This is a genomic window from Paracoccus indicus (assembly GCF_003056335.1).
Classification (GTDB): domain Bacteria; phylum Pseudomonadota; class Alphaproteobacteria; order Rhodobacterales; family Rhodobacteraceae; genus Paracoccus; species Paracoccus indicus.
On record NZ_PYWA01000004.1, the window covers coordinates 213,468 to 230,158 of the forward strand.

The window sequence follows — 16,691 nt, forward strand, 5'->3', positions numbered from 1 at the left end:
GCGACAAGGGGGCAAGCGCATGAGCGACGGTCTGGAACAGGACATCCGTGACAGGCTGCTGGCCAGCCCTCAGGATCTGCTGGCGGACCGCGATGTCATGCGCGCCCTTGTCGCCACCCACGAAGCCGAGACCGGTGACAATGTCATCGACATCCGCGGCCGTGCCATGCAGGCACTGGAGGCGCGGCTGAACCGCCTTGAAGCGACGCATGAAAGCGTGATCGCCGCCGCCTATGACAACCAGTCCGGCGTGGCGATCGTGCATCGCGCCGTGCTGGCGCTGATGGAATCCGACGACATGGCCGATCTGATCGGCCGCCTGCAATCCGACATCGCCCCTCTGCTGCGGATCGAAACCCTGCGCCTGGTGGTCGAGGGAACCGGCGGGCCGCAATGGCCAGAAGACACGCTGATCACCCCCGAAGGCGCAATCGACAGCATCATCCAGGCCGGACGCCGCACCCCGCGCGGCGATGACATCGTCCTGCGCCCGGCGCTTGTCCTGACCCGTCCCTTGCACGGTCGCACGGTCGGGTCCGAGGCGCTGCTGCCATTGGATCTGGGCGCGGGGATGCCGCGCGCCATCCTGCTGATGGGCAGCGCCGATGCCAGCCGCTTCATGCCCGCGCATGGCACCGACCTGCTGCGCTTCTTCGCGCAGGTTTTCCGGATGGTCCTGCTGGACCGCCTGAAACGATGACCCAGTCCCCGCTGCTGGCACTGGCACCCGCCACCAGCCATGCGCTGGCCCGCTGGCTGGAGACCGAGGCCTCGACCCGCGACCGGTCCGATCACACGATCACCGCCTATCAGGCCGACGTCATCGCCTTCCTGCATTTCATCGGCCGCCACCACGGCGAACCCGCGACCCCCAATTCCCTCGGCATGCTGCGGCAGTCGGACATGCGGGCTTTTTCGGCATCGGAACGCGGGCGGGGCCTGGGCGCGCGATCGCTGGCACGTCGGCAATCGGCGGTCCGCAGCTTCCTGCGCTGGCTGTCGGACCGCGAGGGTTACGACCTGTCCGCCGCCCTGTCCGCCCGCAGCCCGAAATACGCACGGTCCCTGCCCCGCCCCCTGACGCCAGATCAGGCGCAGGACACGCTGGCTCAGGTCGGGCTGCACGACACGCCCTGGATTGCCGCGCGCGACACGGCGGTGCTGACTCTTCTGTGGGGCAGCGGGCTGCGCATCTCCGAAGCGATGGCCCTGAACGGCAGCGACTGGCCCTTCCGCGAGGCGCTGACCATCCGCGGCAAGGGCGGGCGCGAACGGCAGGTGCCGGTGCTGCCCGTGGCGCGTCAGGCCATCGCCGCCTATCTTGACCTCTGCCCTTGGGGCCATCGCGCCGATCAGCCGCTGTTTCGCGGCGTGCGGGGCAAGCGGCTGTCGGGGGATGCGGTGGCGGGCGCGATGCGCAAGGCGCGGGCGGCCCTGGGCCTGCCCGCCTCGGCCACGCCCCATGCGCTGCGCCACAGCTTCGCCACGCATCTGCTGTCGGCAGGGGGTGATCTGCGCACCATCCAGGAATTGCTGGGTCATGCCAGCCTGTCCACCACTCAGGTCTATACCGGCATCGACGATGCCCAGCTGATGGCGGTCTATCGGGCCGCCCATCCGCGCAGTTGAACCCGTGCCACATGGGCGGCGTTGTCCAGACAACATGTTGAAAAGAAGGCTTTCAGGATGACCAACCACGCGATCTTCGACCGCCCCCTGGGCGTCAATCCGCCCCCCGGATACGATCAGGCCATCTTCGGCATGGGCTGCTATTGGGGTGTGGAACGCCTGTTCTGGCAGCAGAACGGCATCTGGCTGACCGAGGTCGGCTTTGCCGGCGGCGATGTCCAGAACCCGACCTATGAACAGGTCAAGCGCGGCGATACCGGCCATGCCGAGGTCGTGCGGATTATCTATGACAGCTCGCTGATCAGCTATGACCATCTGCTGCAGCTGTTCTGGGAAAACCACGATCCGACGCAGGGCGACCGGCAGGGCAACGACATGGGCAACCAGTATCGCAGCCTGATCATGACCTTTTCCGAAAGCCAGGAAGCCGCTGCCGAGGCATCCAAGGCCGATTACAACAACCGCCTGGCCGTGCAGGGTTTCCCCGAGATCACGACCGCCATCATCCCCGCCGGACCCTTCTGGCCCGCCCATGAGGCCCATCAGCAATACCTGGAAAAGAACCCCGAGGGTTATTGCGGCCTCAAGGGGACGGGGGTAGAGGCCTCCATGCCCAACCCGGATCCGATCTGATGCCCACATATACCGCACTGACCCACCTGCAAGGCCGCGAGGCCGCCGAAGACCTGGCCGAGGCCTGCGAGGATCTGACCCCGGAACCCGTCGGCACAGGTGTCTTCGAGATCGAGGACGGTTCCGAACGGTGGGAGGTCGGCGTCTATTTCACCGAGACCCCCGATGAGATCGCGCTGGCCCTGCTGGCCGCGGCCCATGGTGCCAACCCCTTCGTCATCTCGGAACTGCCCGAGGTGGATTGGGTCGCTCATGTCCGCCGCGAACTGACCCCCGTGCATGCGGGCCGCTTCTATGTCCACGGCAGCCACAGCGCCGACGACATTCCCGAAGGCGTCGAGCCTTTGTGGATCGAGGCCGCCATGGCCTTCGGCACCGGCCATCACAACACAACCAAGGGCTGTCTGGAAGCGCTGGACCGCTTGGAGACCGAGGGCTTCAAGGCCACGCGCATCGCCGACATCGGCTGCGGCACTGCCGTTCTGGGCATGGGCGCCGCGCGTCTGTGGCAGGTGACGGTGCTGGCCAGCGACATCGACCCGGTCGCCGTCGACACGGCCGCGGCCAATGCCATCGCAAACGGTCTGGACGGGCGCGTCGTCTGCATGGAGGCCGCGGGCTTCGATCATCCGATGCTGGAACAGGCAGCACCCTATGATCTGGTGCTGGCCAACATCCTTAAGCAGCCGCTGATCGATCTGGCGGGCGACATGGCCCGCAACGTCGCGCCTCAGGGCAAGATCATCCTGTCGGGCATCCTGACCACGCAGGCCGATGATGTGGTTCAGGCGTATGGCAAGACCGGCTTCACGCTGGACCGCCGTGACGATCAGGGCGACTGGACGACGCTGGTCCTGACCCGCAACTGATCCCGCCCGACCTGAAGACATGAAAAAACCCCCGCGAGCCTCGGCTTTCGGGGGTTCGTTCGTCTTGGGAAGGGCAGTGGCTTCAGAAGCCGCGCGCAATCCGCTCGATGTCGCCACGGCATAGACCGATATCGTCCAGCTCGCGGTCGGACAGGCGGCTCAGCTCGCGACGGGTCACGCGGGTATCGTTCCATGCGCCCAGCAGCGAGATGATGTGCGCGACGATGTTGCCCACGCCTCCGACAGCCACGCTGCGGTTCGTTTCGATCGTCGTCATCTTATCACCTGTTTTCAGATTGCCCTTTCATCGGGCAGTTTTCGGATAGACAGGAGATAATTCGGGCAGACCGCGAAGAGTAGCCGTGAAAGGGGCATTACCGCTATGCGATGGCTGCAACAGCAATGGGTAATTTCGTTGCCGAAATGTCGCAAATCCCGTGTATGGGCCGGTCGTCGTCAGGTTGCCCTAGCGCCAATCGCCCAGACCCGCCTGCCACAGCGCCAGCGCAGCGACCGCAGCCGTATCGGCCCGCAGAATTCGCGGCCCCAAGCTGACCGGCGTGACGAAGGGCAGCGACCGCAGCCGCTTGCGCTCGGCCACGGAAAAGCCGCCCTCGGGACCGATCAGGATGGCCCAGGGGCCGCCCTGCAACCCGGCCAGAGTCTGCGCGGGACCGGCCAGCGCCTCATCCGCCCAGAGGATCCGGCGTGTCTCGTCCCACCCGTCCAGCAGGCGCGACAGCGGCGTCAGATCATCGACGGGCGGGACATAGGTGCCGCCGCATTGCTCGGCGGCCTCGATGGCATGGGCCTGCAGGCGGTCCTGGCGGATGCGTTCGGAATTCGTGTGATCGGTCTGCACGGGCAGGATGCGGGCCGCGCCCATCTCGGCGGCCTTTTCGACGATGAAATCGGTCCGCGCCTTCTTGATGGGGGCAAAGCACAGCCACAGGTCGGGCGGGTCCTGCTGGGGGGCCGACTGTTCCACCGGCGTGACGCTGCCGCCGCGCTTGCCGACCTGTTCCAGTTCCGCCAGCCATTCGCCATCGCGCCCGTTGAAGACCCGGACCCGGTCGCCCGGCTTCTGGCGCATGACGCCCGACAGGTAATGCGCCTGTCCCTGTTCCAGCGGGACGGGTTGTCCAGCGGCCAAGGGGTGATCTATGTAAAGTCTGATTTTCGCCATGATGGGTGCGACGCTATGCAAAGCCAGACCGAAAGGCCAGATGCCGTCATCGACGCGCCCAAGGGAAATTGGGTGGACCGATATGCCCCGCCGCGAACACGCCCCTGGCTGCGCATGTCGCGCGCCGACCGCCCCATCGGGACATGGCTGCTGCTGCTGCCCTGCTGGTGGGGGGTCGGCCTTGCGATGATGACCGATGCGCCCCGCTGGTTCGACCTGTGGATCGCGCTGGCCTGCGCCATCGGGGCTTTCGTCATGCGCGGCGCGGGCTGCACCTGGAACGACATCACCGACCGCGACATCGACGCGCAGGTGGCGCGGACGCGGTCGCGGCCCCTGCCCTCGGGTCAGGTATCGTTGCGGGGAGCCTATGTCTGGCTGGCGCTGCAAGGGCTGGTCGGGCTGGCGATCCTTTTGACGCTTGGACAGGCGGCGGTCTGGATGGGGGTGGCCTCGCTGGTCCTGGTGGCGATCTATCCCTTTGCCAAGCGCTTCACCTGGTGGCCGCAGATCTTCCTGGGGCTGGCCTTCAACTGGGGCGTGATGCTGGCCTATGCCGCGCATATGGGCCGGGTGGATGTGGCACCGGTCGTTGCTTGGCTGGGTGCGATCGCCTGGACGATCTTCTACGACACCATCTATGCCCATCAGGACGCCGAGGATGACGCCATGATCGGCGTTAAATCCACCGCGCGGCTGTTCGGCGACAACAGCCCCCGCATCCTTGCGGGCTTTGCCATTCTGACCGTCGTCGTGCTGGGCTTGGCCACGGCCCTTCCCGGTCGCAATCTGTTGATTGCCTGGACGGGACTGGCCGGTTTCGCCGCCCATCTGGCATGGCAGCTGAAGAAATTCGAACCCGATCAAGGGGATGTCTGCCTGCGGCTCTTCCGGTCGAACCGCGATGCGGGGCTGATCCTTGCGCTGTTTCTTGCCGTGGCCGGTCTGGCCTGATTGCGCCACGGGGGTGCGGGGGCTAAACCTTGCAGGCTTGCAACAGCCCAAGGTTTTCACGCATGGCATCCTCGCGCAGCCGGTTTTCGACCACATTGGCAACCCTTCTGGTCCTTGGCGGGGCGGGTGGCCTGTGCTGGGTCGGCGCCGAAGCAGCCGCGACATTCATCGAGGAACGCGCCGCCCAGGATGTCGGCCTGGCCCTGCGCAGCGCCGGATATGACTGGGCGCAGGTATCCACCGACGGTCTGCGCGTCCAGCTGACCGGCACCGCCCCCACCGAGGTCGAGCGGTTCCGCGCCATGACCCAGGCCGCCGGCGTGGTCGATGTCAGCCGCATCGTCGACCAGATGACCGTCGCCTCGGTCGAGGCGATGACGCCCCCCGACTTCAAGGTCGAGATGCTGAGCAACGATCAGGGCATCTCGCTGATCGGGCTGGTGCCTGCCGCCACCGACCGCGTTGCCATGGTCCGCGGGCTGCAGGGCGATGCCCCCGACGATCAGGTGACCGATCTGCTGGAAACCGCCGATTATGACGTGCCCGAGTTGTGGCAGGCCTCGGTCGATTTCGGGATCGAGGCGGCGCGCATGACCGAACAGGCCAAGGTCTCGATCGAGCCGGGGCTGGTCGTCGTCGCAGCCCTTGCCAAGGACCGTGAGGACAAGGGCCGGCTGGAGGCCGCGCTGCGTGACGCCCTGCCCCAGGGCGTGCGGCTGCAGACCAGCATCTCGGCCCCGCGTCCGGTGATCGCGCCCTTCACGCTGCGTTTTGCGCTGGATGACAAGGGCGCGCGTTTCGATGCCTGCGCCGCCGATGACGACGCCGCACGCGACCGCATCATCAAGGCCGCCCGCACCGCCGGGCTGGAAGGCGGCGCCGATTGCACGCTTGGGCTTGGCGCGCCCTCGCCCGAATGGGGCACCGCCGCCGAGGCCGCGATTATGGCTGTCGGTCAGCTGGGCGCGGGTCAGGTGACCCTCTCGGATGCGGATGTGGCGCTGGTCGTGCCCGACGGCGTGGACCCCGACCGCTTCGACGCCGCCGCGGGCGAATTGGAACAGGCGCTGCCGCAGGGATTCTCGCTCAAGGCGGTGCTGGAGAAGGCCCGCCCCAAGGACATGGGCCCCGCTACCTTCGAGGCGACTCTGACCGAAACCGGCAGCCTGTCGATGAAGGGCCGCATCGCCGATCAGCAGATGCGCGAGGCCGTGGACAGTTTCGCCACCTCGCGCTTCGACGTGACCCAAAGCGGGCTGCGCAGCGACCCCAATGTGCCGGGCGGCTGGACCGTCCGCGTCGTTGCCGCCCTTGAGGCGATGGACGCCCTGCAATCGGGCAGCGTCCGCGTGACCCCCGACCTGCTGCAGATCAGCGGCATGTCGGGTGACCCCAATGCCACGGACCATGCGGCGGCGCTGCTGTCGGAACGCCTGGGGGCCGGGGCGCGCTATTCGCTGGCCATCGGCTATGACCGCAGGCTGGACCCCTCGCTTGGCCTGCCCGATGGTGACGAATGCGTGGCGCGGCTGAACACCGTCATGTCCGAAAGCGAGATCGGCTTCGAACCCAGCAGCAGTGCGATTGCCGGCGACCCCGCCCCGACGCTGGATCGTCTGGCGCAAGCCATGTCCGAATGCGCCGAATTCCAGATCGAGGCGGGTGGGCATACCGATGCGCAGGGGTCGGAAGGGTTCAATGCCGAACTGTCGCGCGGGCGGGCGCAGGCCATCGTCGCGGCCATGAAGGACGCCGGCATCGATGTCACCAATGTCACCTCGCGCGGGTATGGCGAAAGCCAGCCCATCGCCACCAACGACACCGAGGCGGGCCGCGAGGCGAACCGCCGGATCGAGTTCCGCCTGCTGTCCCCCCACCCGGTCCGCAGCGAGGCCTTGGTCACCCCCGCCGCCATCGCAGGCATCACCGGCCAGCAGCAGCCCGTAGAAACGCCCAAGGCCGCATCCGCCATGCAGGGACCCAACCTGCCGCCGGTGCAGGGCCCGAACCTGCCCGCGCGACCCGCGCAGATGCAGGGGCCGCAGCTGCCCCGCAGCAACGATGGTTCCGGCATGGTGCCGATGACGGTCGGCGTCAGCGAGGAATTCGAGTCTCTGGACGCGCGCGAGGAAAACCTTAGGGTGCCCGTGCAGACCCCCGACGCCGATACGCCGCGTCCGGGTCCGCGCCCCGAAGATGTGGCCGAACGGGCCGCGAACCTCGAAGACGAAGCGAAGACCGAATGAACCGATCCGAATTCATCGCCGTGACCGCCCTGATCCTGTTCGGGGCCTTCGTCCTGGGATGGATCGCCAGCTGGCTGGTGCATCGCATCGCCCGCCCCGCGCGTGCCGACATGACCGAGCTGGACCACATGGCCCAGCAGCTGCACGAGGCCGAGGAACAGCGCGACAGCGCCGTGGCCCTGCTGGAACGGCGCGAGGCCGAGCTGTCGTCGCAATTGGCCGGTGCGCGGGCCGAGGCCTCGGCCGCCATGGAATGCCTGCGCGACAGCCGCACTGAGGTCGAGGAGTTGCGCGACTATATCGAGGCCAAGCTGGCCCGCCACTAAGGCATGAAAAAGGGGGCCGCGCGGCCCCCTTTCGCATCAGTCCGTTATTAGGATCAGATCCCGGCTTCGATGATCGCCCGCGCCAGGACCGGCACCGTGTCGGTGTTCAGCCCCGCGATGTTCAGCCGCGAATCGCCCACCATGTAGATGCCCGCATCGCGCTTCAGCGTCTCGACCTGATCGGTCGTGGCCCCGAGGCGCGAGAACATGCCGCGGTGATGCTCGATGAAATCGAAGCGATCGCTGCCCGACAGCTGGCGCAACTCGGCTGCCAGCTGCTTGCGCAGGCCCAGCATGGTGTTGCGCACATCCTCCAGCTCGGCCGCCCAATCGGCGCGCAGGGCATCGTCGGTCAGGATGGTGCTGACGATGCGCGCACCGTGATCGGGCGGGAAGGAATAGTTCTGGCGGTTCAGATAGGCCAGCGAGCCTTGGGTCAGATCGCGCGTGGTCGAGTTGTCGGTCAGCGCCATCAGGATGCCGGTGCGTTCGCGATAGATGCCGAAGTTCTTGCTGCAGGACGCGGCGATCAGCACCTGCGGCAGGCGCTTGGCGATCATGCGGGTCGCGGCGGCATCGGCGTCCAGACCGTCGCCGAAGCCCTGATAGGCCAGGTCGATCAGCGGGATCGCACCGGTTTTTTCCAGGATCGCGGCGACTTCCTCGAACTGTTTCAGCGTCAGGTTGGCACCGGTCGGGTTGTGGCAGCAGCCATGCAGCAGGACGATGTCATCCTTCTTGGCCTTCGAGATGTCGGCCTTCATCGCCTCGAAATCGACGCCGCGCGTTTCCGCATCGAAATAGGCGTATTCGACGAAGGGCAGGCCCATGAACTTCATGATCGACAGGTGGTTCGGCCAGGTCGGGTTCGACACGAAGACCGTCACGTCGGGATTGGCCAGACGCGCCAGTTCCAGTGCCTGGCGGATGGCACCCGTGCCCCCCACGGTCGCGACCGAGGCGAGGCGGTCGGCGGGCACGTCGCCCAGCACCATCTGCGCCATGGAATTGCGATATTCGGCTTCGCCCGCAAGGCTGGTATAGGCCTTGGTGGTCTGGCTTTCCCAGATGCGCTGCTCGGCCGCCTTGACCGCCCGCATGACCGGCGTCACGCCCTGCGGGTCCTTGTAGACGCCCACCCCAAGGTCGATCTTGCCCTGTCGGGTGTCGGCCTTGAATTCCTCGATCAGCATCAGGATCTTGTCGGGGGCTTGGGCTTTGAGGTTGGACAGCATCTTCAGGCGTCTCCGGTTGCGATGTTCAGGTCGGCGAAGCTGCCCCATTCGGTCCAGCTGCCGTCGTAGAGTGAGTGGTTGCGATGCCCCAGCCGTTCCAGCGCCATCGACAGGATCGCCGCCGTCACGCCGCTGCCGCAGGTGGTGATGGCGGGCTGGGTCAGATCGACACCGGCGGCATCGAAACGGGCGCGCAGGGTGTCGGTATCGACCATCGTGCCATCCGCGTTGAACAGCTGCGGCCAAGGCAGGTTGCGCGATCCGGGGATATGGCCCGAACGCAGGCCCGCGCGAGGTTCGGGCGTTTCGCCGCGGAAGCGGTCGGGGCTGCGGGCGTCGATGATCTGATGATCGCCCAGCTTGCTGGCAGCCGCCACCTGCGTCACGTCGCGCACAAGACCCGCCTGACGCTGCACGGTGATGTGGCGGTCGCGCATGACGGGGGGCATGTCCTCGGTCGGGCGACCCTCGGCCTGCCACTTGGCGAAACCGCCATCCAGCACCGCGACGTCGGTCTTGCCCATCAGGCGCATGGTCCACCAGACGCGGAAGGCACTGTGGACGTCGGAATTGTCATAGATGACCATCTGATGCCCGTCGCCGATGCCCATTGCGCGCATGCGGCTGATGAACATCTCGACCGGGGGGGCCATATGCGGCAGGGCGCTGCGCTTGTCGCTGATGGCGTCGATGTCGAAGAAGCGGGCGGCGGGGATATGGGCCGTGTCATATTCGGCGCGCGCGTCGCGTCCGGCGTCCGGCATGTGCCAACTGGCGTCGATGATCCGCAGATCGGGGTCGTTCAGATGCGCCGCCAGCCAGTCGGTCGAGACCAGAGTTTTCGGATCGTCCTGCATTGCGGCCCCCCTTGCTGCGCCGCCCCGATTTACAGGGCCAGCGCCTGCGCTGCAATGCCGCAAGGCCTAACCTTGCTTCAGAAGCCGCTGTTTCTGGCGTCCCCAGTCGCGTTTCGCGCTGGTTTCCCGCTTGTCATGGTTCTTTTTACCCTTGGCGATGCCGATCTTCAGCTTCACCATGCCCCGATGGTTGAAATACATCACCAGTGGAACAAGGGTCATCCCTTCGCGGCCCGTGGCCTGCCACATGCGGGACAGCTCGCGCCGGCTGACCAGCAGCTTGCGGCGACGGCGCGCCTCGTGGCCGAAGACGCCGGCACGAAGCAGGGGCGCGATATAGCCGTTGATCAACCACAATTCGCCATCCTCGACCGAGGCATAGCTTTCGGCGATGTTGGACTGGCCGATACGCAGAGATTTCACCTCGGACCCGGTCAGCATGATGCCCACCTCGAGATCGCTCTCGATGAAATAGTCGAAGCGTGCACGCCGGTTCTCGGCGATCACCTTGTAGTTCTTGCTGTCATCGTCCTTGGCCATAGGGCTGTCAGATAGGGTTGCGGGCGAGCTGTGTAAAGATGGATGGAACGCGGAGGGAAAAAAGACATGTTCGAACAGATCGCCATCGGATCGCTGATGATGGTCGCCAGCGTCATGCTGTCGGGCATGACCTTCTGGCTGCTGGAACTGGCCTTCGCGCGGTCCACCCATTGGCTGGTGCAGCCGCCCCATCGGTTGAAGCTGTTCGTGGTTGTCATAGGGACGGCGCTTGGGGTGATGGCGATGGTCACGCTGTCGGTCTGGCTTTGGGCGGTGGTCCTGTATCTGATGGGGCATTTCGCGGCTTTCGAGCAGGCGATGTATTTCACCTTGGTCACCTTCACCACGCTTGGCTATGGTGACGTGCTGATGCCCGCGGAATGGCGCATCCTGGGCGGGCTGGTGGCCGTGAACGGGCTGGTGGTCTTCGGCCTGACCACCGCCATGATGGTCGAAGCGCTGCGCCACGTCCGCATCCGCCAGATCGAATTCCTGAAGGGATGACCCGCACCATGAGACCCGGACCGCGCAACCTGATCACCGATGTGCCGGGGCTGCATGTCGGCAACGCAGAGGACGACCGCTTGAAGTCCGGCGTGACGGTGCTGACCGCCGATGCGCCCTTCGCGGCGGGGGTGCATGTGATGGGCGGCGCCCCCGGCACGCGCGAGACCGACCTTCTGGCGCCCGACAAGCTGGTGCAGGCGGTCGATGCGCTGGTCCTGGCGGGGGGATCGGCCTTCGGGCTGGCGGCCTGCGACGGGGTGGCGGATGCGCTGCGCCGCGCGGGGCGGGGTCATGCGGTCGGGCCGGTGCGCGTGCCCATCGTGCCGGGGGCGATCTGCTTCGATCTGCTGAACGGGGGCGACAAGGATTGGGAGGAAAACCCCTATCCCGCCCTTGGCCGCCGCGCGTGGCGGGACGCGTCGCGCGATTTCGCCATCGGCAGCATCGGCGCGGGCACGGGGGCCATGACGGGACGGTTGAAGGGCGGGTTGGGGTCGGCCTCGGCGGTGCTGGACAGCGGCGTGACGGTCGGGGCGCTGGTGGTGGTGAACGCGCTTGGCCACGCCAATGTCGACGGCAGCCGCCACTTCTGGGCCGCCCCTTGGGAACTGGACGCCGAATTCGGCGGGCTGGGGCTGCCTGCCGCTTTCCCCGCCGCCGCCGAGCCCATCCCCGGCAAGGCCTTGGGTCAGGCGACCACCATCGCCATCGTCGCCACCGATGCCGCGCTGGACAAGGCCGGGCTGCAGCGGCTGGCGACGGTCGCCCATGACGGCATGGCGCGCGCGCTGGTGCCCAGCCATACGCCGCTGGATGGCGATCTGGTCTTTGCGGCCTCGACCGGGACGCGGGACATGGGGGATGATGCCTCGATCCCCTTCGCGCTGGGCCATGCCGCCGCTTGCACGCTGGCCCGCGCCATCGCACGCGCCATCCATGCCGCCCGCCCCGCTACGGGCGATCTGCAAGCCTGCTGGTGCCAGATGCCGGAACAGGAAAAGGGGCAGCGCACCGGTAAATGCGCCGCCCCTACACAGAGAGAGTGATTGATCATCAAGAGGGAAGCCTGATGATTCCACCCCGAACGCATGCCGCCCCGATCCGGTTTCACCCCAATGTGGAACGCGTCGTGGCAATCCCGGTTGTACCCGACACACTGATGCCCGAACCCTGCGCAAGGATATTCCCATGACCACTGGCCAGACCGACCTGAAAACGCTGCTTGCCGATCCCTCGCTTCTGGAAACCCGCGCCTTCGTGGCGGGCGAATGGGTGGATGCACCCGATGGCGCGACCTTCGACGTGATGAACCCAGCGCGCGGCGACGTTGTCGCCAAGGTCGCCGACATGAGCCGCGATCAGGTCGCCCGCGCCATCGATGCCGCCGAAACCGCGATGAAGGATTGGGCCGCCCGCCCCGCCAAGGAACGCGCCCAGGTGATGCGCCGCTGGTACGACCTGATGATGGAGAACCAGAACGACCTGGGCATGATCATGACCGCCGAACAGGGCAAGCCCCTGCCCGAGGCCAAGGGCGAGATCGCCTATGGCGCCAGCTTCATCGAGTGGTTCGGCGAGGAGGCCAAGCGCGTCTATGGCGAAACCATCCCCGGCCATCAGGCCGACAAGCGCCTGACCGTGATCCGCCAGCCCATCGGCGTCGTGGGCAGCATCACGCCTTGGAATTTCCCGAACGCCATGATCGCGCGCAAGGCCGGTCCCGCGCTGGCCGTCGGCTGCGGCTTCGTCGCCCGTCCGGCGCGCGAAACGCCGCTTTCTGCGCTGGCGATGGCGGTTCTGGGTGAACGCGCGGGCCTGCCCAAGGGCATCCTGTCGGTCGTCACCTCGTCGAAATCCAGCGAGGTCGGCAAGGAGTTCTGCGAAAACCCCAAGGTCCGCAAGCTGACCTTCACCGGCTCGACCGAGGTGGGCCGCATCCTGCTGGGCCAGGCGGCCGAACAGGTTATGAAATGCAGCATGGAGCTGGGTGGCAACGCGCCCTTCATCGTCTTCGACGACGCCGATCTGGATGCCGCCGTCGAAGGGGCCATGGCGTCGAAATTCCGCAACAACGGCCAGACCTGCGTCTGCGCGAACCGCATCTATGTGCAGGCCGGGGTCTATGACGCCTTTGCCGAAAAGCTGGCGGCGGCGGTGAACAAGCTGAAGGTCGGCGACGGGCTTGAAGACGGCGTCACCACCGGCCCGCTGATCAATCAGGACGCGGTCGAGAAGGTGCAGGACCACATCCGCGACATCACCGACAAGGGCGGCAAGGTGCTGACCGGCGGCAAGCCGATCGACGGGCTGTTCTTCGAGCCGACCGTGGTGACCGGCGTCACCGACGACATGAAGGTCGCGACCGAGGAAACCTTCGGCCCGCTGGCCCCCCTGTTCAAGTTCGACACCGAGGAAGAGGCCATCGCCAAGGCCAACGATACGATCTTCGGTCTGGCCTCTTACTTCTACGCCCGCGACATCGGCCGCATCACCCGCGTGCAGGAGGGCCTGGAATACGGCATCGTCGGCGTGAACACGGGCCTGATCTCGACCGAGGTGGCGCCCTTCGGCGGCGTCAAGCAGTCGGGCCTTGGCCGCGAGGGCAGCCATCACGGGTTGGACGACTATCTGGAGATGAAATACATCTGCCTCTCCGTGTGACAGATTTCCCACAAGATGACCCGACCGCGCAGTTTTCCGGGAACGCAAGGCGCGGTCGGGGCTTTAGGTTGTGAAGCGCCGCCAAGACGGGCGGCGGCATTACATCAGATCAAGGGGACTACACATGGAAGGTATTGGCTGGATTCTCGCCATCATCCTGGGCGCCATCGCGGGCTGGATCGCCGAAAAGGTGATGAAGTCGGACATGGGCCTGCTGATGAACATCATCGTCGGCATCGTCGGCGCATTGATCGGTAATTTCCTGTTCGACCTGATCCTGGGCAGCAGCGCTGAGGGCAGCGTCATCGGTCAGCTGATCATCGCCGTCATCGGCGCATGCATCCTGATCTGGGTCGTCCGCCTGGTACGCGGCCGCACCTGACCCACAGGGGATCGGAAATGACAAAAGGCCGGCATCGCGCCGGCCTTTTTCATGTCTGACGGCCCTGGACCGAACGCCTCAGCGGTCGTCGTCCTCGTCCTCATCCTTGCTGTCGGGCAGGTTGAAGAAGCTGTCGGCATCCAAGGGCGCCTCGGGCTTCTCTTCCTCGTCGTTGCGGCTGAGGCTGAAGTTCTCCAGGCCCGCGATCGAGGATGGCATCCGCGGCTCTTCCGACATCGCCAGCGAGGTTTCGGTGCTGACCAGCTTGCGACGTTCGTCGTCGGTCATCACGACGCCTTCGGCGGCGCGCTTCTTGGCGGCCTTCTGGACGGCGGCGTCCAGTTCGGTCTGACGGCAGAGGCCCAAGGCGACCGGGTCGATCGGCTGGATGTTCTGGATGTTCCAATGCGTCCGCTCGCGGATCGAGGCGATGGTCGGCTTGGTGGTGCCCACCAGCTTGGCGATCTGCGCATCGGCCAGTTCCGGGTGGAACTTGACCAGCCACAGGATGGCCGCCGGACGGTCCTGGCGCTTGGACAGGGGGGTATAGCGCGGGCCGCGACGCTTTTCCTCGCCTTCCGAGGCGGGGTTGTGCTTCAGGCGCAGCTTGTAGGTGGGGCTGGCCTCGGCGCGTTCGATCTCGGCTGCGTCCAGCTGAAGCGAGGCGATGGGGTCGAAGCCCTTCACGCCGGCTGCGACATCGCCATCGGCGATGCCCTGGACCTCAAGCTCGTGCAGACCGCAGAAATCACCGATCTGCTTGAAGCTCAGCGTCGTGTTATCGACCAGCCAGACGGCGGTGGCCTTGGCCATCAGCGGCTTGCTCATGTCAGTCTCCTTCGCATGTCTGTCCCGAACATAGGGGCTTACGCCGGAAAAACGGCTTTGGCGGACGCCATTCCTCGTTCTCGGGGGGGAATTGCCGCGTCATATAGCGTTTCCGGGGCGCAGAGAAAAGAGGATTCGCGCAGATGACGGATGCAAGGACGCCCGGCCCGCGCTAACCTGACACCATGCGTGCATTCATCCTTGCCCTTGCGGCCCTGCTGACCCCCCTGCCCCTGGCCGCCCGCGACGTGGCGGGGCAGTTCGATTACTATGTCCTGGCGCTCAGCTGGCAGCCGTCATGGTGCGCCAGCACGGGCGACGACCGCGACGCCCCCGAATGCGATCCGGGCACGGGGCGCGACTTCAGCGTCCACGGGCTGTGGCCGCAATATGAACGGGGCTGGCCCGATTACTGCAACACCCGCGAACGCGATCCCTCGCGCCGCGAAAGCCAGGCGATGGCGGATGTCATGGGGTCGGGCGGGTTGGCGTGGCACCAATGGCAGAAGCACGGGCGCTGCACGGGCCTTTCGGCGGCGGATTACTATCAGGCGACCCGCGACGCGCTGGAAGCCATCCAGATCCCGGCGGTCTTCGACGACCTGTCGCGCGACGTCAGCGTGCCACCCCCGATCATCGAGGAAGCCTTCATCGAGGCGAACCCCGAGCTGACCCGCGACGGCATCACCATTTCCTGCCGCGACGATGCCCTGACCGAGGTGCGGATCTGCCTGACCCGCGACCTGCAGCCGCGCGATTGCGCCCCCGATGCCCGCCGCGACTGCAGCCGCCGCAGCGTCCTGATGGAACAGGTGCGCTGACGAGCATCGGGGTCGGGATCAGGCCTCGCCCGCCACCTTCAGGACGATCTTGCCGATATGGCCGCTGGCCTCCATCCGGCGGTGGGCATCGGCGGCGTCAGTCAGGTCGAACTCGCTGTCGATGGTGACGGCCACCGAACCTGCGGCGATCATCGGCCACAGTTTCTTGCGGATCTCGTCGGCGATTTCGGCCTTGGCGACGTCAGACTGGGGCCGCAGGGTCGATCCTGTGACGGTCAGGCGGTTCATCATGATATGGGCGAAGTTCAGCTCGACCTTGGGCCCTTCAAGGAAGGCGATCATCACCAGCCGCCCGTCCTTGGCCAGGCTGCCGATGTTGCGTGGGATATAGCTGCCGCCCACCATGTCCAGAATCAGGTCCGCCCCGCCGGCCTCGGCCAGCACCTTGGTGAAATCCTGTTCCTTGTAGTTGATGGCCGTGGCGCCCAGATCGCGGATCGCCTGGCACTTGTCGTCGCTGCCTGCCGTGGCAAAGACGCGGGCGCCAAGCGCATGGGCGATCTGGATGGCCATCATGCCGATGCCCGAGGTGCCGCCATGCACCAAGAAACGCTCGCCCCCGGTCAGATGGCCGCGCTGGACGACGTTCGACCAGACGGTGAAGGCGGTTTCGGGCAGGCAGGCGCCCTCCTTCATGGACAGGCCCTCGGGGATGCGCAGGGCGTGGTCGGCGTGACAGACGGCGTATTCGGAATAGCCGCCACCGGGCAACAGGGCGCAGACCTTTTCACCCTTCTTCCAGCGGGTGACGCCCGCGCCGATGCCCACGATTTCGCCCGAGGCTTCCAGGCCGGGCAGATCGGATGCCCCCGGCGGCGGCGCATAGGCACCCGCGCGTTGCAGGCAGTCGGGACGGTTCACGCCGGCATAGGCGATCTTGATCAGGATCTGGTCGTGGCAGGGAACGGGCACGGGGCGCGTCGCCTTGCGCAGCACGTCGGGTCCGCCGGCCGAGGCGATCTCGATCGCGGTCATCGAATCAGGGAACATGGTCTC

The 16,691-nt window shown here is 66.3% G+C and carries 19 protein-coding genes; 12 read left to right on the plus strand and 7 right to left on the minus strand.

Going from position 1 to position 16,691, the window contains the following annotated elements:
• The first annotated feature begins 19 nt into the window (after nucleotides 1-19).
• Genes DDE75_RS08440 through DDE75_RS08455 form a run of 4 tightly spaced genes read left to right on the plus strand, consistent with a single transcriptional unit; the run spans nucleotide 20 to nucleotide 3,131 of the window.
• Nucleotides 20-700, plus strand: coding sequence for a DUF484 family protein (locus tag DDE75_RS08440; protein WP_108501927.1), 681 nt, complete (start codon nucleotides 20-22; stop codon nucleotides 698-700).
• Nucleotides 697-1,629 (plus strand): tyrosine recombinase XerC, encoded by a 933-nt coding sequence (locus tag DDE75_RS08445; protein ID WP_108501928.1) that lies wholly within the window; start codon nucleotides 697-699, stop codon nucleotides 1,627-1,629. The genes DDE75_RS08440 and DDE75_RS08445 overlap by 4 nt, the downstream gene beginning before the upstream one ends.
• Nucleotides 1,630-1,686: 57 nt before the next feature.
• The gene (gene msrA, locus DDE75_RS08450; RefSeq protein WP_108501929.1) at nucleotides 1,687-2,262 is read left to right on the plus strand and encodes a peptide-methionine (S)-S-oxide reductase MsrA; all 576 of its coding nucleotides are present in this window, start codon (nucleotides 1,687-1,689) and stop codon (nucleotides 2,260-2,262) included.
• Complete coding sequence (locus DDE75_RS08455; RefSeq protein WP_108501930.1) at nucleotides 2,262-3,131, plus strand: 50S ribosomal protein L11 methyltransferase; 870 nt, start codon at nucleotides 2,262-2,264, stop codon at nucleotides 3,129-3,131. The genes msrA and DDE75_RS08455 overlap by 1 nt, the downstream gene beginning before the upstream one ends.
• An 82-nt stretch (nucleotides 3,132-3,213) precedes the next feature.
• On the opposite strand, the gene DDE75_RS08460 is transcribed toward DDE75_RS08455, so the two are convergent.
• A complete protein-coding gene (locus tag DDE75_RS08460) occupies nucleotides 3,214-3,408 on the minus strand; it encodes a DUF1127 domain-containing protein (protein ID WP_108501931.1) in 195 nt (64 codons plus the stop codon).
• A gap of 189 nt (nucleotides 3,409-3,597) precedes the next feature.
• On the minus strand, nucleotides 3,598-4,317 hold the full coding sequence (locus DDE75_RS08465) for a 16S rRNA (uracil(1498)-N(3))-methyltransferase (protein ID WP_108501932.1): 720 nt from the start codon (nucleotides 4,315-4,317) through the stop codon (nucleotides 3,598-3,600).
• A gap of 15 nt (nucleotides 4,318-4,332) precedes the next feature.
• On the opposite strand from DDE75_RS08465, the gene ubiA reads away from it, so the two are divergent.
• The 3 genes from ubiA to DDE75_RS08480 all read left to right on the plus strand — a co-directional run bounded on the left by ubiA (nucleotide 4,333) and on the right by DDE75_RS08480 (nucleotide 7,843).
• Nucleotides 4,333-5,271: a 4-hydroxybenzoate octaprenyltransferase gene (gene ubiA, locus DDE75_RS08470; protein ID WP_108501933.1), complete on the plus strand. Its 939-nt coding sequence runs from the start codon at nucleotides 4,333-4,335 to the stop codon at nucleotides 5,269-5,271.
• 62 nt (nucleotides 5,272-5,333) lie between these two features.
• Complete coding sequence (locus DDE75_RS08475) at nucleotides 5,334-7,517, plus strand: OmpA family protein (RefSeq protein ID WP_108501934.1); 2,184 nt, start codon at nucleotides 5,334-5,336, stop codon at nucleotides 7,515-7,517.
• Nucleotides 7,514-7,843, plus strand: coding sequence for a hypothetical protein (locus tag DDE75_RS08480; RefSeq protein ID WP_108501935.1), 330 nt, complete (start codon nucleotides 7,514-7,516; stop codon nucleotides 7,841-7,843). Before DDE75_RS08475 ends, DDE75_RS08480 begins: the two co-directional genes overlap by 4 nt.
• Nucleotides 7,844-7,896: 53 nt before the next feature.
• Here DDE75_RS08480 and DDE75_RS08485 read toward each other — a convergent pair whose 3' ends face one another.
• The 3 genes from DDE75_RS08485 to smpB all read right to left on the minus strand — a co-directional run bounded on the left by DDE75_RS08485 (nucleotide 7,897) and on the right by smpB (nucleotide 10,475).
• Nucleotides 7,897-9,078: an amino acid aminotransferase gene (locus DDE75_RS08485; protein ID WP_108501936.1), complete on the minus strand. Its 1,182-nt coding sequence runs from the start codon at nucleotides 9,076-9,078 to the stop codon at nucleotides 7,897-7,899.
• Nucleotides 9,079-9,080: 2 nt separating this feature from the next.
• Nucleotides 9,081-9,935 carry a 3-mercaptopyruvate sulfurtransferase gene (gene sseA / locus DDE75_RS08490; RefSeq protein ID WP_108501937.1) on the minus strand — a complete coding sequence of 285 codons (855 nt, stop codon included), beginning with the start codon at nucleotides 9,933-9,935 and terminating at the stop codon, nucleotides 9,081-9,083.
• Between the two features lie 66 nt (nucleotides 9,936-10,001).
• Nucleotides 10,002-10,475 carry an SsrA-binding protein SmpB gene (smpB, locus tag DDE75_RS08495; protein WP_108501938.1) on the minus strand — a complete coding sequence of 158 codons (474 nt, stop codon included), beginning with the start codon at nucleotides 10,473-10,475 and terminating at the stop codon, nucleotides 10,002-10,004.
• Between the two features lie 66 nt (nucleotides 10,476-10,541).
• Between smpB and DDE75_RS08500 the strand changes: the two genes are divergently transcribed.
• From DDE75_RS08500 to DDE75_RS08515, 4 genes are all read left to right on the plus strand, one after another.
• Nucleotides 10,542-10,979: a potassium channel family protein gene (locus tag DDE75_RS08500; RefSeq protein WP_245894669.1), complete on the plus strand. Its 438-nt coding sequence runs from the start codon at nucleotides 10,542-10,544 to the stop codon at nucleotides 10,977-10,979.
• 8 nt (nucleotides 10,980-10,987) lie between these two features.
• Nucleotides 10,988-12,028: a P1 family peptidase gene (locus DDE75_RS08505; protein ID WP_108502095.1), complete on the plus strand. Its 1,041-nt coding sequence runs from the start codon at nucleotides 10,988-10,990 to the stop codon at nucleotides 12,026-12,028.
• Nucleotides 12,029-12,170: 142 nt separating this feature from the next.
• Nucleotides 12,171-13,643 carry an NAD-dependent succinate-semialdehyde dehydrogenase gene (locus DDE75_RS08510; RefSeq protein WP_108501939.1) on the plus strand — a complete coding sequence of 491 codons (1,473 nt, stop codon included), beginning with the start codon at nucleotides 12,171-12,173 and terminating at the stop codon, nucleotides 13,641-13,643.
• A 124-nt stretch (nucleotides 13,644-13,767) separates the two neighbouring features.
• A complete protein-coding gene (locus DDE75_RS08515; RefSeq protein WP_108501940.1) occupies nucleotides 13,768-14,025 on the plus strand; it encodes a GlsB/YeaQ/YmgE family stress response membrane protein in 258 nt (85 codons plus the stop codon).
• Nucleotides 14,026-14,103: 78 nt separating this feature from the next.
• Here DDE75_RS08515 and DDE75_RS08520 read toward each other — a convergent pair whose 3' ends face one another.
• The gene (locus DDE75_RS08520) at nucleotides 14,104-14,853 is read right to left on the minus strand and encodes a DUF1013 domain-containing protein (RefSeq protein WP_108501941.1); all 750 of its coding nucleotides are present in this window, start codon (nucleotides 14,851-14,853) and stop codon (nucleotides 14,104-14,106) included.
• A 185-nt stretch (nucleotides 14,854-15,038) separates the two neighbouring features.
• Here DDE75_RS08520 and DDE75_RS08525 point away from each other — a divergent pair, with 185 nt between their 5' ends.
• Nucleotides 15,039-15,674 carry a ribonuclease T2 family protein gene (locus DDE75_RS08525; RefSeq protein WP_108501942.1) on the plus strand — a complete coding sequence of 212 codons (636 nt, stop codon included), beginning with the start codon at nucleotides 15,039-15,041 and terminating at the stop codon, nucleotides 15,672-15,674.
• Nucleotides 15,675-15,692: 18 nt separating this feature from the next.
• Here the strand turns inward: DDE75_RS08525 and DDE75_RS08530 are convergent, their stop codons facing one another.
• Complete coding sequence (locus tag DDE75_RS08530; protein WP_108501943.1) at nucleotides 15,693-16,685, minus strand: NAD(P)H-quinone oxidoreductase; 993 nt, start codon at nucleotides 16,683-16,685, stop codon at nucleotides 15,693-15,695.
• Between the last annotated feature and the right edge of the window lie 6 nt (nucleotides 16,686-16,691).